This is a genomic window from Pseudomonas sp. GL_135, from assembly GCF_057834665.1.
The window spans coordinates 2,599,984-2,612,501 of sequence record NZ_CM174408.1; the positions used below are offsets into that span (position 1 = coordinate 2,599,984).

Genomic DNA, 12,518 nt, shown 5'->3' on the forward strand with positions numbered 1-12,518 from the left:
CTCGTATGGGTTGGGGCCGTGTGTTGCGGGGCGAAAAATCAACTTTGCGGTGTGCCTATGGACGCCTTCCCGGCTAAAGCCGGTCCCACTGAATGCACGCGATCCCACAATGGGACCGGCTTCAGCCGGGAAGAGGCCCGTGCTGGCGCTCACCATTTTGCGGTGTGCCCACCGACGTCTTCCCGGCTGAAGCCGGTCCTACAATGGCAACAGCATCGGCATCAGCGATTGCAGCGCTGCTCGGCGGTCACGTCTGCGGGTGGCAGTTCGTTTTCGGTGTAGCTGTATTTCTGCAGGATCTTCAGCAGGTCGCCGGAAGCGCGCAGTTTCGCCAGTTGCTCGTTGAACGCCTGGATAAACGCCGGATCGTTTTTCGGCAGGCCGTAGGCGTGGTAATTCCAGGTCGGCTTACCGTCGGCATCCGGGATCTGCTCGAACGGCAGTGCCCGTTCAACCGGCGTGCCTTCGGCTTTTTTCAGCAGGCCGATGATTTCGGCATCCGGGAAGTACACCACGTCGACGCGGTCGGCCTGCAGCGCGGCGAGGGCTTCGGTGTCCTTGTCGAAGAGCACGACGTTGCCATTGCTGATGCCGCTGTCCTTGGCTTCCTGCACCTGATTGCTGCCAGGCTGGGTCGCCAGGCGCGCCTTGCCGTTGGCCGCGACGTCCTTGAGGCTGTGCAGCTTCAGCGGGTTGCCGGCCTTGACCAGAAAGGCGCCGCCGGAACGGGTGACCGGGTTCGAATAGCCAATCACTTTGCAGCGCGCCGGATTGATGAACAGGCCGGCGCCGATCAGATCGAAACGACCTGCCGCGAGACCCGGCACCAGCGAGCCGAACTCGGTGATGGGCAGTTCAATCTTGGTGACGCCCAGCGGTTCGAGAATGGCCCTGAGGATCTCGACGTTGGCGCCGACGATTTTCCCGTCGGTGCCCACGTACGCGTAGGGTTGCTCGTTGGCGATGCCAGCGGTCAGGCCCTGACTGCGGCCCTTCTCCAGCAGGCCGGCAACGGCAGAGAACGAAAACACGGCATTCAGCAGCAGGGCGGAGCCGAGTGCGGCAGACAGCGACAGCGGTTTTAAGCCTTTCATCAAGTGCGCTCAAGAGTGGGAATGAAGGTCAGGTGCAGCAGTTGGTTACGCCAGGTGCTCCGTTCATGGCGTCCAGATGTCCACGTCCTTGGCATCCACAGCAGTGGGCAATAGCCCGGCCTTGAAAAAGGCGTCGGCGATCTTCTGTTGCTCGCCCAGTTGGTCTGCCATCACCGGCTCGACCTGATAACTGCGATGAGCGTTGGCGGCCTCGACGGTGTCCACGTCCAGATTGCCCCACAAGGGGCCGAGCACTTGCGCCGCCTCACGGGGGTGGCTTTTGACCCAGCCGCCGGCCTGTTGCAACTGTTCATAAACCCGCTTCAGCACCTCGGTGTGGGCCTTGGCGTAGGCCGTGCTGGTCAGGTAATAGCGCTTGTAACTGGCCAGGCCGACGCCGTCAGTCAACGTGCGCGTCGGCAACTGGCGCTGCACGCTGGTGAGGAAGGGTTCCCACGCCACCCAGGCGTCGACCTTGCCATTCTCGAACGCCGCTCGGCCGTCTGCCGGGGACAGGTACGCCGGCTGGATATCGGAGAACGAAAGGCCGGCCTTGCTCAGCGCGGCGATCAACAGGTAATGGGTACCGGCCGCCTTGGTCACGGCGATCTTCTTGCCTCTCAAATCCGACAACTGGCGGATCGGCGAGTCATTGCGCACAACGATGGCCTGGGCGGCGGGCGAAGGCGACTCTTCAGCGAAATAGGTGAGCCTGGCCTTCGCGGCCTGGGCGAAGATTGGCACGGTGTCGGCGACGTCCGCGCTGATGTCGACGTTGCCGACATTGAGTGCTTCAAGCAGGGGCAGACCGCTGGGAAATTCATGCCAGGTGATCTCGATGTTGTCTTTGCCCAGCGCCTGCTCGAGAGTGCCTTGGGTCTTGAGCAGGGTGATCAGGGTGGAAGATTTCTGATAGCCGATGCGCACCGTTTCTTGCGCATTTGCCGACACCGCGAAACTGCTCGCCATCGCCACGACCAAGCCGATCAGCCAGGCGTGTCGGACGATAATGCCAGCGGTTGTACGTGGAGTGGGCATAGCGGGCTCGTGGCGTGAGTGAAGCGCGGGAAGGCGCAAGCCACAAATCATAGAGTTCTAAAAAAAATTGGCTAAATATCGTTTGGTTATGAGGTTATGCACTCCGGCGTCACGTGGCAAAACCGGTGACCAAGACGGGGACCGCTCTGGCACGGCGGTCCCCGGTCTTGCGGCGCACAATCAGGCCGTGGTGGCCTTGTCGCGCACAGGCAATGTCCAGTTCGGTCGAACGAAGTGGCAGGTGTAGCCGTTGGGGATGCGTTCCAAGTAATCCTGATGCTCGGGCTCAGCTTCCCAGAATGGGCCGGCCGGGGCGATTTCAGTGACGACTTTGCCCGGCCAAAGGCCCGACGCATCCACATCGGCCACCGTGTCCAGGGCGACGGCTTTCTGCTCGTCGCTGAGGTAGAAAATCGCCGAGCGATAGCTCACGCCCACGTCGTTGCCCTGACGGTTCGGGGTCGACGGATCGTGGATCTGGAAGAAGAATTCAAGGATTTTGCGGTATGAAATCTGCTCGGGGTCGAAGACGATTTCGATGGCTTCGGCGTGGGTGCCGTGGTTGCGATAGGTGGCGTTGTCAACGTCGCCACCGGAGTAGCCGACGCGGGTCGACACGACGCCGGGGTAGCGGCGCAGCAAGTCCTGCATGCCCCAGAAGCAGCCTCCGGCGAGCAGCGCGGTTTCGGTGTGGGTGGTCATGGGCAAGTCCTTCCAGCTATTAACGGTGTGTGTCAGGTACGCAGTGCAGTGTGCGTGTCTGCGAGCGCGCGGCGCAACGGCCGGCCTTGAAGATCAGATGACTGACGCGCGCACTCGTTCAGTCGCCGCCGAACTGCTGACGGTATTGGCCGGGCGTCACGCCAATGCGCTCGCTGAACGCCTTGCGCATGTGCCGCGCGCTGCCAAAGCCGCAGCGACTGGCCACCACCTTGAGGGGCAGGTCGCTGCCTTCGAGCAGTTTGCGCGAGTGATCGATGCGCGCGTTGAGCAGAAATTGCATGGGCGTCAGGCTGACTTCGCGCTGGAACGCCCGGGCGAAATTGCGCGGGCTCATCGCTGCCAGGTCGGCCATGCGCTGCACGGTGTAGGCCTCATCAATGTGGTCGACGACGTAGGCCTGCACCCGGGCGATCGCGCTGTCATCCCGGGGTACTGCCGCCAACAACGGGCCGTAGGGCGTTTGGCCGCCCTGACGCTTCATGACCACCAGCAGCACTTTGGCCACTTCCAGGGCGATCTCTTTGCCGTGGTCTTCCGCGACAATAGCCAGCGCCATGTCGATGCCCGCCGTGATACCACCCGACGTGATCAGGTTGCGGTCGACGACGTAGATCTGCTCGGTCTCGACGCGGGAGGCAGGGAAACGCCGAGCCAGGCGCTCGACGTAGTTCCAGTGGGTGGTGCAGCGGTAGCCGTCGAGCAGGCCAGCGTCACCCAGCAGAAACGCGCCGGTACAGATCGCCCCGAAACGCCGGGCGCCCTGGGCGGCGGCCGGTAGCCAGGCGGTGAGTTGAGGATGGCTGACGCCGTACGCACCTGGCCCGCCGGGGACCAGTAGCAGGTCAATGTCGGGGGGCAGATCGGCCAGCGCCACATCCGCCTGGACCTTGAGCCCGCAGGAGCTGCGGATGAGCAGCGGAGGTTCGGCCACCGTGATCAGTCGATACTGTTTTTCCGGCGCCAGCAGTCGATTGGAGATCGAAAAGACGTCCATGGGGCCGGTCACGTCGAGCATGAGCACGTCGTTGAACAGCACCACCGCCACTGTTTTCTGCCCTGAGATGTCGCGCATGCCTTGATTGCCTTTCTATTACCGCCACTGCCAGCGCAGGGCGACGAGCCTGAATCCAGGCGGCATTCTAGGGGATTGCGCGAATGAATGTGAATGATTGGCGTTTGGAAGCCAATTGGATGAGTTCAGCGGGTTTGTCGCGGTTGTTTGAACCGGGCTTGATCAGAGGAATCGGGAGTGACTGGCGTGATAACAGCCTTTCAGTAACAGCAGGTCGGTAACTGAAAGCGAATGCGTGCGCCACCGCTGGCCGACGCTTGTGCCCAGATGCGCCCGTGGTGCGCGTCGACCACCGAGCGGCAGATCGCCAGTCCGACGCCGAGGCCACTGGTCTTGGTGGTGTAGAACGCGCCGAAGATCTGCTCGCGACGGTCAGGCGGGATGCCCGGGCCGTTGTCCTCAACGCAGACTTCGACACCGTCGCCGAGGGAAAATGAATGGATGCGCAACACGGCGGCGTCACGGCCGCAGCCGGCCATGGCTTCCACGGCATTGGTGATGAGGTTGACCAGCAATTGCTGCAACTGCACGGCATCGGCGACGATCGACTGGTCGACGTATAGCCCGGTTTCGAGCCGTACCCGCTGGGCAGTCAGCAGCGGCTGGGTAAGGCTGACGGCCTCGCGGATGACGTCGTCAATTTTCAGGATGCGCGGCTGCAAGGGCGCCTGACGGGCCAGCGCGCCGAGGGCTTTGACGATGTTGGCGGCGCGTTCGCAGCCGGCGCGGATGTCCTTCAAGCCGGCGATGGCTTCGTCGACGTCCGGCACGTCGCGTTGCAGCCAACGCAGGCTGGCGGCGGCGTTGGCGGCGATGCCCAAAAGGGGCTGGCAGATTTCATGGGCGATGGAGGCGCTGAACTCGGCCATCTTTCGGACGTGGAGAGTGTGAGCATAGTCGCTTTGCGCGGCAGCAACCTGATCGCAGCCCGCTGGGCGGTGTGCTGTCGGGTGCGCCAGAGGGGGCAGGGAAGGGTGCCGAATCGCATCCGGCCAGTGCTGCTCCGCTCGCGGCGGGAAGCGGGTGTAAAGAGGAGATTGATGTTCGTCCAGCATCGTAGCCCCCGGCGGTCCGACGTCTTGTGCTTCGTCGCGCTTGAGTATACGCAGCGTGTCCGGCTTGAAACGCAGGCGAGGGGGGTTTGGCAGGAACAGGCACCCGGATGTCTGTCAAAGTCCCCACACAGGCTGAACGGAATGCCAGGCGCGCGCTCCAGCGGCCCCGGTTCGCAGCACCGTACCAAAAAGGTAAGACCGCGATCACCTGTGGGACCGGCTTTGGGGGTGACACCACAGAATTGATGGTGAACACACCGGCCTATTCCCGGCTGAAGCCGGTCCCACTGAGTCACCGCGAGCACATGTAGGACTGGCTTCAGCCGGGAAGGCGCCGGCTGTCACACCACAGAATTGATGGCGTACACACCGGCCTATTCCCGTCTGAAGCCGGTCCCACTGAGTCACCACGAGCACATGTAGGACTGGCTTTAGCCGGGAAGGCGTCGGGTGTGACATCGCGAAATTGATGGTGAACACACCGGCTCATTCCCGGCGGAAGCAGGTCCCACTGACTCACCGCGAGCACGTGTAGGACTGGCTTTAGCCGGGAAGGCGTCGGGGGTGACATCGCGAAATTGATGGTGAACACACCGGCCTATTCCCGGCTGAAGCCGGTCCCACTGAGTCACCACGAGCACATGTAGGACTGGCTTTAGCCGGGAAGGCGTCTGGGGTGACATCGCGAAATTGATGGCGTACACACCGGCCTATTCCCGGCTGAAGCCGGTCCCACTGAGTCACCACGAGCACATGTGGGACCGGCTTTAGCCGGGAAGGCCTAAGCTGTCACATCGCAGAATCAGTGGCGTACACAGATCGCGAAGCGACTCCGGCAAAAAAGCCTGTCATGGCAAGGCCTTGGGTAAGCGCGGTGGCAGCCTGTGCTTAGGACCTCCAACCCTGTCAGCCGCTGACACTGTTGCCCCAGCAACAGCACTCCACCACTTGCCATGGAAAACAAACAGTTACGCCCCTTCACACCCCCCGACGGCCCTGAACCCCGGGACTTTCCGGCGTGGCATAAAGCCTGCAATGACCCGCAAACGAACCCGTGTCGACCCGCTTATGGCGTCACGTTTTGGCAGTCATTGGCAGGAATAATTGTGTCTACAGCCCCATCATTAAACCCTCACAACCGTACAGCGCCGGGACCGGCCGGCATCCATCGACGCCTCGATGGCGACAACCTCATCACCCAGGACCAGGGTTGATATGGCGTTCGATGTTGAATTTGTCGTGTCCACGCTGCCCGCGTTCGTCAGCGCCGTTGGCGTCACGTTGCAGGTCGGCTTCATCGCCATCGGCGCGTCGCTGTGCGTGGCGCTGATCAATGCCGCGATTACTGCGTTCGGCGTGCCCATCTTGCGCCCACTGGTACGGGTGTACGTGGAGCTGGCGCGCAACACGCCGTTGCTGATCCAGCTGTTTTTCATCTACTTCGCGCTGCCGACCCTGGGGATCCGCATCTCCGGGTTTGCCTCGGCGATCATTGCCATGACCTTCATGGGCGGCGCTTACCTGACCGAGATCCTGCGCGCGGGCATCGACGCGGTGCCCAAATCGCAGATCGAATCGGGGCTGTCCATCGGGCTGTCGCGCTGGCAGTTACTGCGCCACGTCATTCTGCCCCAGGCCGGGATCCTCAGCCTGCCGGCGCTGTTCGCCAATTTCATCTTCCTGCTCAAGGAAACCACCGTGGTTTCGGCGGTGGCGGTGCCGGAAATTCTGTACACCACCAAGAGCTACATTGCGCTGTATTACAAAACCTACGAAATGCTCGCGGTCATGACCGGCCTCTGCGTGCTGCTGTTCGTGCCGCTGTCGCTGCTGCTGCGCCTGATTGAAAGGAGGCTCCAGCATGGCCAGTTCGGGTCTTGAATTGTTGTGGGTGTCGGCGCCGCAATTGGCCCAGGGCATCGGCCGCACGCTGGGCATTTCGCTGCTGGCGATCGCCTTCAGCAGTGTTGGCGGTGTGATCTATGGCGTGCTGCGCAACCTTGGCGTGCGCTGGATCGACGGGGTGCTGCTGGTCTACCTGGAACTGTTCAGGGCGATCCCGGTGCTGGTCTGGTTGTACCTGTTCTTCTTCGGTTTGCCGATTTTTCTTGGCTGGAGCATCCCCGGTTTCTGGTGCGCGGTGCTGGTGTTATCGCTGTGGGGCGCCAGTGAAACCGGCGAAGTGGTGCGTGGCGCACTGCGCTCGATTCCGAGGGGGCAGCGGGAAGCGGGTCTTGCGATTGGCCTGGGCCCGTTCCAGCTTTATGGCCGCGTGCTGCTGCCTCAGGCGCTGCGACGCATGACGCCGCCGCTGATCAACGTCTTCACCCGGCTGATCAAAACCAGCTCCCTGGCGGTGCTGATCGGCGTCGTTGACGTGATCAAGATCGGCCAGCAAATCATCGAACGAACCTATGAGTCGGTGCTTATCTACGGCTTCCTGTTCGTATTCTTCTTTCTTGCCTGTTATCCGCTGTCGGCCGCTTCGCGGGTGCTCGAGCGGCGTTGGAATCATTCATGAGCCCATTGATAGAACTGACCCGCTTCAGCAAAAACTTCGGTTCGGTGCCGGTGTTGCAAGACGTTGACCTGAGCGTTCGCGAAGGCGAAGTGGTGGTGATCCTCGGGCCCAGCGGCTGCGGCAAAAGCACCCTGCTGCGTTGCCTCAACGGTCTCGAACTGGGCCACGCCGGGCAGTACTGTTTCGCTGGTCAGAACCTGCCGGCCAACACCGATTGGCGTCAGGTGCGGCAACAGATCGGCATGGTGTTTCAGAGCTACCACCTGTTCCCGCACATGACCGTGCTGGAGAACATTTTGCTCGGGCCGCTGAGCGTGCAGAAGCGCACACGCGTCGACGCGCAGCAACAGGCCGAAACGCTGCTGAGCCGTGTCGGCCTGCTGGACAAGCGCGACGCCTACCCGCGCGAGCTTTCCGGTGGACAGCAGCAACGCATCGCGATCGTCCGCGCGCTGTGCATGAACCCCAGGGTCATGCTCTTCGATGAGGTGACGGCTGCGCTTGACCCGGAAATGGTCAAGGAAGTGCTGGAAGTCATCCTCGACCTGGCCCGCAGTGGCATGACTTTGTTGATCGTCACCCACGAAATGGCCTTCGCCCGCGCGGTGGCCGATCGAATCCTGTTCATGGACGGCGGCCGTATCGCCGAACAGAGCGACCCCGAATCCTTCTTCAGCGCCCCGCAGACCGCACGCGCGCAGCAGTTCCTGGAGAAATTCTCCTACGTAGAAAACATGCCAAAAAGGAAAGCATCGTGACCCTTAAATCTGCCTTTGTACTGCCACTGCTCGCCCTCGGATTGCTGGTCGGCACGGCTGCCGCCCATGCTGCCGACTCTGCCGCAGGGTCACTGGAAAAAATCAAGGCGCGCGACAAGTTGATTGTCGGCGTTTTCAGCGACAAACCACCGTTCGGCTTCGTCAACGAACAGGGCGACTACGTCGGCTTTGACACCGATCTGGGGCGGCGCTTCGCCAAGGACCTGCTCGGCGACGAGAAGAAGATCGAGTTTGTGGTGGTAGAGCCCGCCAGCCGGATTCCGTTTCTGCAGAGCGACAAGGTTGACCTGATCCTCGCCAACATGACGGTGACGCCGGAGCGGGCGCAAGTGGTCGACTTCACCCACCCCAACCTGCGCGTCGCGGTGCAGGCGCTGGTGCCGGACAGCAGCCCGGTGAAGACGCTGGACGATCTGGCCAGCAAAACCGTCATCGTCACCACCGGCACCACGGCGGATATCTGGCTGACCAAGAACCACCCCGACTGGAAGCTGCTCAAGTTCGAGAAGAATTCCGAGTCGCTGCAGGCGCTGGCCAACGGCCGAGGCGATGCTTATGCCCAGGATAACCTGGTGCTGTTCAGCTGGGCCAAGCAAAACCCGGGCTACCGCGTGCTGGCGCAGAAACTCGGCGACGAAGCGCCGATCGCCCCGGCGGTGAAGAAGGGCAACACGGAACTGCGCGATTGGGTGAACACCGAACTGGCCAGCCTCGGTCAGCAGAAGTACCTGCTCACGCTGTACAACCAGTACGTGCGGGATCAACTGGCGGCGGACACCGATCCGTCGGCGGTGATCGTTGAAGGCGGGGCGTGGAAGCCCTGATTGATCGAGCTTGGGGCTGGTAGCCGGGAAGCGGTCATTTCGAACACCCTGGGTCTAGCGGTGTGGCCTCTGACGCTTTCCCGGCTAAAGCCAGTCCTACGGGAGTACGCGGTCCTGCTGGATGCATGCGTTGTTGTTGTAGGACCGGCTTCAGCCGGGAAGGGGTCCGTCCAAGTACCACCACTTTGCAGTGATCAGGCAGCTTGGCTCACACGCTGCCCTCGCTCTCGATCACCAGAACGCGCGCTTCACCCAGCGGGTGGGCAACGTGGGCCGTGCCGATGGAGGCGTAGAAAATATCCCCCGTTTGCAGCACGGTTCTTTGCTCGACGCCGTCCTGCTTGAAACGCATCTCCACTTGCCCGTCCAGCACCACAAATACTTCCTGACCGTCGTTGACGTGCCATTTGTAGGGCTGATCGGTCCAGTGCAGGCGCGTGGTGATGCCGTTCATGTTGGCGATGTCCAACGCGGCCCACGGGCGCTCACCGGTGAAGTCTTTGCTGCGGATGATGTTCATGGGGAGGTCCGTTCAAATGCGGATTGGCAGCCGATCAACCGCGATGTTGCGGTGTCGGGTTGCCAACGTCCAATGCGAGGAATCATAAGGCCGCGATGACAGGGTGCAACGGTTTGCCAGGGCAGTAGGGGCTAAAAGCGCAAGATTCTGCAAGTGGCGCAGTCTGCGGTCGATGTCCGGAATCATTGCGGATCTGACATTGCCGGGCGTGCGGGTGCACTTTAGACTCCCGGCCATCCACTAGACGACTGGTCTACGCAGGTCGGTCTGGTCAGAACTTTCAACGACTTAACGGAGTATCACCCTATGGCTACGCAACCCTTGCTCACTCACGTCAACCTTGGTCGGCATGTGCTGAAAAACCGCATTGCCTTCCCGCCATTGACCCGCCAGAGAAGCCTGCAGCCGGGTGATATCGCTTCGGATCTCATGGCCACCTACTACCAGCAGCGTGCGTCCGCCGGTTTCATGATCACTGAAGGCACGCAGATCGAACCGCGCGGCCAAGGCTATGCATGGACCCCGGGCATCTACAGCGCCGAGCAGGTTGAAGGCTGGCGCAAAGTGACCGACGCGGTGCACGCGGAAGAGGGCGTGATTTTCGCTCAGCTCTGGCATGTGGGCCGTGTGTCCCACCACGCGTTGCAGCCCAACGGCGAAGCGCCGGTTGCCCCCTCGGCGATCCCGGCGGCCAACGCCAAGGCGTTCATCGAAACCGGGCCGGGCGCAGGGCAACTGGTGGTGCCGCCGACGCCTCGCGCACTGACTGTCGAAGAAATCCGCGAGCTGGTGAAGCTGTACGCCCAGGCGGCGAAAAACGCCATCGAAGCGGGGTTTGACGGCGTGGAAATTCACGCGGCGAATGGTTACCTGGTCAACCAGTTCATCTCCGAACACGCCAACCACCGGGACGACGAATACGGCGGCTCGCTGGAAAACCGCCTGCGCTTCCTGCGCGAGATCGTCACTGCCGTCGCCGAAGCGGTAGGCGGGGACCGTCTGGGTGTGCGCTTCTCGCCACTGTTCGCCAGCACCGATGAAGAACGCGTCTACATCGGCCTGGTGGAAAGCGACCCGCACCACACCTACGTCGAAGCCATCAAGGTCCTGGAAAACGCAGGTGTCGCTTACGTCTCCATCGCCGAAGCCGACTGGGACAACGCCCCCGAACTGCCGGACACCTTCCGCAAAGCCATTCGCGATGCCTTCACCGGCCGCATCATCTACGCCGGCCGCTACACCGCCGAACGTGGCAACCGCCTGATCGACGCCGGTCTGGCCGACCTCATCGCCTTCGGCCGCCCCTTCATCGCCAACCCCGACCTACCGGCACGCATCGCCAACGGCTGGCCCCTCAACCCCGTCAACCCGGCCACGTTGTATGGCGGGACTGAAGTGGGCTATGTCGATTACCCGGTACATAAGGCCGGCAAGTGAAGGCAGCGCCCCGCAGCTGACCTATGCGACGCAGAGCGTCGGAGGATGCGTTCCCACGCGGAGCGTGGGAACGATCAAACGCCGGTCTGGCCGACCTCATCGCCTTCGGCCGCCCCTTCATCGCCAACCCCGACCTGCCGGCACGCATCGCCAACGGCTGGCCCCTCAACCCCGTCAACCCGGCCACCCTGTATGGCGGGACTGAAGTGGGCTATGTCGATTACCCGTTTTATAAGGCGGGCGAGTAAGACAGAACGGCGCAGCCGATTGGGGCGACGCGGAGCGTCAGATCCTGCATTCCCACGCGGAGCGTGGGGAACGATCAGCGCGTGCGGTTAGCGGGATAGGGTTTGAAGATCAAAATGCAGTGGCGCCTGAACTGGCCCCTTCCCGGCTAAAGCCGGTCCTACAAGGGAAGCGTTTGATCTGCTTTTGATCTTCATACACCGAAGGTTCAGTCACCGCGAAACGCGACTTGGGTGCAGGCTGAACGCAGGTCTCGCGCAGTGGGCCGAGCCGCATGGATGCGGCGAGAGCGCCGTCAGGGCATGGATGCCCGTTCGGCGCGGGCCCACGGAGCGGGACCGGAGTGAAGGTATTCCGACGAAGGAGGAACCCAACCAGGAGCAAGCACCCTTGGTTACTTGGGGTGCTTTTCCAAGTAACTCGCCGAAGGCGAAATGTCTGCCGTTAGGCAGACGCTCTTGATTTGGCTATTCGCGCGTAGCGATCTCATCGAGATGGTTGAGCAGCGCCAGCGGATCCTCATACACCCGCAACGCCCCGGCCCGCTCCAGCTCGCTCGTATCGTACCCACCCGAAAGCAGCCCGATCCCCGTCGCCTTACACCGCCGCGCTGCGAGCATGTCCCAGATCGCATCACCGACCACCAGACAATCCTCAATCTTCGCGTCAATCTTCTTCGCCGCCGTCACAAACAAATCCGGGTCCGGCTTGCCGTTCTTCACATCATCGCGCGTGATCAGATTGATCTTCTTCGGGTCCAGACCCAGCGCCTTCAAATTGATCTTCGCCGTCGACATCTCCCCACTGGTCGCGATACACCACGAGAACCCCTCATCATCCAGCGTCTTCAACAAATCAACAGCGCCGGGCAACGCAATGATCTGATCCTGGGTTCTCTCGTACGCCTCAGCGTGCTTTTTGCTCAACCGATCGGCCTGCGCCTCACTGATCTCCATCCCGGTCTCCCGGGACAGCATCTTCAACATCAAACCGCCGCTCATGCCGATCTTGCGGTGGATTCGCCACATCGCCAGTGGGATGTTCTCCGAATCGAGGGCTTCCTTCCACGCCGTGACGTTCTGATAAACGCTGTCAGTCAAGGTGCCGTCGAGGTCGAAAAGGAAGGAGGTATTGGATCGCATGGTGTGGCTCCGTTGGTAAACATGTCATCCGCTGACAATGGCTAAAAATAAAAAGGGGGGGGCCGGC

The 12,518-nt window shown here is 61.9% G+C and carries 13 protein-coding genes; 6 read left to right on the top strand and 7 right to left on the bottom strand.

Annotated elements, in window-relative coordinates; translation table 11 throughout:
* Positions 1–221 precede the first annotated feature (221 nt).
* From ehuB to AC3ISG_RS11535, 5 genes are all read right to left on the bottom strand, one after another.
* Positions 222–1,094 carry an ectoine/hydroxyectoine ABC transporter substrate-binding protein EhuB gene (gene ehuB / locus AC3ISG_RS11515; protein ID WP_489299321.1) on the bottom strand — a complete coding sequence of 291 codons (873 nt, stop codon included), beginning with the start codon at positions 1,092–1,094 and terminating at the stop codon, positions 222–224.
* Positions 1,095–1,157: 63 nt separating this feature from the next.
* Positions 1,158–2,063: an aliphatic sulfonate ABC transporter substrate-binding protein gene (locus AC3ISG_RS11520; RefSeq protein WP_489299506.1), complete on the bottom strand. Its 906-nt coding sequence runs from the start codon at positions 2,061–2,063 to the stop codon at positions 1,158–1,160.
* A 249-nt stretch (positions 2,064–2,312) separates the two neighbouring features.
* Complete coding sequence (gene msrA, locus AC3ISG_RS11525) at positions 2,313–2,834, bottom strand: peptide-methionine (S)-S-oxide reductase MsrA (RefSeq protein ID WP_122536282.1); 522 nt, start codon at positions 2,832–2,834, stop codon at positions 2,313–2,315.
* Between the two features lie 118 nt (positions 2,835–2,952).
* Positions 2,953–3,927, bottom strand: coding sequence for a GlxA family transcriptional regulator (locus AC3ISG_RS11530; protein WP_122625489.1), 975 nt, complete (start codon positions 3,925–3,927; stop codon positions 2,953–2,955).
* Between the two features lie 200 nt (positions 3,928–4,127).
* A complete protein-coding gene (locus AC3ISG_RS11535) occupies positions 4,128–4,796 on the bottom strand; it encodes a sensor histidine kinase (RefSeq protein WP_489299322.1) in 669 nt (222 codons plus the stop codon).
* 1,401 nt (positions 4,797–6,197) lie between these two features.
* Between AC3ISG_RS11535 and AC3ISG_RS11540 the strand changes: the two genes are divergently transcribed.
* Genes AC3ISG_RS11540 through AC3ISG_RS11555 form a run of 4 tightly spaced genes read left to right on the top strand, consistent with a single transcriptional unit; the run spans position 6,198 to position 9,106 of the window.
* Positions 6,198–6,863, top strand: coding sequence for an amino acid ABC transporter permease (locus tag AC3ISG_RS11540; protein ID WP_489299323.1), 666 nt, complete (start codon positions 6,198–6,200; stop codon positions 6,861–6,863).
* The gene (locus AC3ISG_RS11545; protein WP_489299324.1) at positions 6,844–7,503 is read left to right on the top strand and encodes an amino acid ABC transporter permease; all 660 of its coding nucleotides are present in this window, start codon (positions 6,844–6,846) and stop codon (positions 7,501–7,503) included. Before AC3ISG_RS11540 ends, AC3ISG_RS11545 begins: the two co-directional genes overlap by 20 nt.
* Entirely contained in the window at positions 7,500–8,261 is a 762-nt protein-coding gene (locus AC3ISG_RS11550) for an amino acid ABC transporter ATP-binding protein (protein ID WP_489299325.1), read from the top strand. Before AC3ISG_RS11545 ends, AC3ISG_RS11550 begins: the two co-directional genes overlap by 4 nt.
* Positions 8,255–9,106 (top strand): transporter substrate-binding domain-containing protein, encoded by an 852-nt coding sequence (locus tag AC3ISG_RS11555; protein ID WP_489299507.1) that lies wholly within the window; start codon positions 8,255–8,257, stop codon positions 9,104–9,106. Before AC3ISG_RS11550 ends, AC3ISG_RS11555 begins: the two co-directional genes overlap by 7 nt.
* Before the next feature lie 208 nt (positions 9,107–9,314).
* On the opposite strand, the gene AC3ISG_RS11560 is transcribed toward AC3ISG_RS11555, so the two are convergent.
* Complete coding sequence (locus AC3ISG_RS11560; RefSeq protein ID WP_172612315.1) at positions 9,315–9,626, bottom strand: cupin domain-containing protein; 312 nt, start codon at positions 9,624–9,626, stop codon at positions 9,315–9,317.
* A gap of 306 nt (positions 9,627–9,932) precedes the next feature.
* On the opposite strand from AC3ISG_RS11560, the gene AC3ISG_RS11565 reads away from it, so the two are divergent.
* Both AC3ISG_RS11565 and AC3ISG_RS11570 read left to right on the top strand, forming a co-directional pair.
* A complete protein-coding gene (locus AC3ISG_RS11565; protein ID WP_489299326.1) occupies positions 9,933–11,063 on the top strand; it encodes an alkene reductase in 1,131 nt (376 codons plus the stop codon).
* 23 nt (positions 11,064–11,086) lie between these two features.
* Positions 11,087–11,311 carry a hypothetical protein gene (locus AC3ISG_RS11570; protein WP_489299327.1) on the top strand — a complete coding sequence of 75 codons (225 nt, stop codon included), beginning with the start codon at positions 11,087–11,089 and terminating at the stop codon, positions 11,309–11,311.
* A gap of 465 nt (positions 11,312–11,776) precedes the next feature.
* Here the strand turns inward: AC3ISG_RS11570 and AC3ISG_RS11575 are convergent, their stop codons facing one another.
* A complete protein-coding gene (locus AC3ISG_RS11575; RefSeq protein ID WP_485618558.1) occupies positions 11,777–12,451 on the bottom strand; it encodes an HAD family hydrolase in 675 nt (224 codons plus the stop codon).
* Between the last annotated feature and the right edge of the window lie 67 nt (positions 12,452–12,518).

Excerpts from the sequence above, each read along its gene's own strand:
- AC3ISG_RS11570 (WP_489299327.1), top strand. The coding sequence starts at position 11,087 with ATGCGACGCAGAGCGTCGGAGGATGCGTTCCCACGCGGAGCGTGGGAA.
- AC3ISG_RS11530 (WP_122625489.1), bottom strand. The coding sequence starts at position 3,927 with ATGCGCGACATCTCAGGGCAGAAAACAGTGGCGGTGGTGCTGTTCAAC.
- AC3ISG_RS11520 (WP_489299506.1), bottom strand. The coding sequence starts at position 2,063 with ATGGCGAGCAGTTTCGCGGTGTCGGCAAATGCGCAAGAAACGGTGCGC.
- AC3ISG_RS11560 (WP_172612315.1), bottom strand. The coding sequence starts at position 9,626 with ATGAACATCATCCGCAGCAAAGACTTCACCGGTGAGCGCCCGTGGGCC.
- AC3ISG_RS11550 (WP_489299325.1), top strand. The coding sequence starts at position 7,500 with ATGAGCCCATTGATAGAACTGACCCGCTTCAGCAAAAACTTCGGTTCG.
- AC3ISG_RS11575 (WP_485618558.1), bottom strand. The coding sequence starts at position 12,451 with ATGCGATCCAATACCTCCTTCCTTTTCGACCTCGACGGCACCTTGACT.
- AC3ISG_RS11540 (WP_489299323.1), top strand. The coding sequence starts at position 6,198 with ATGGCGTTCGATGTTGAATTTGTCGTGTCCACGCTGCCCGCGTTCGTC.
- AC3ISG_RS11535 (WP_489299322.1), bottom strand. The coding sequence starts at position 4,796 with ATGGCCGAGTTCAGCGCCTCCATCGCCCATGAAATCTGCCAGCCCCTT.
- AC3ISG_RS11545 (WP_489299324.1), top strand. The coding sequence starts at position 6,844 with ATGGCCAGTTCGGGTCTTGAATTGTTGTGGGTGTCGGCGCCGCAATTG.
- AC3ISG_RS11565 (WP_489299326.1), top strand. The coding sequence starts at position 9,933 with ATGGCTACGCAACCCTTGCTCACTCACGTCAACCTTGGTCGGCATGTG.
- ehuB (WP_489299321.1), bottom strand. The coding sequence starts at position 1,094 with ATGAAAGGCTTAAAACCGCTGTCGCTGTCTGCCGCACTCGGCTCCGCC.
- msrA (WP_122536282.1), bottom strand. The coding sequence starts at position 2,834 with ATGACCACCCACACCGAAACCGCGCTGCTCGCCGGAGGCTGCTTCTGG.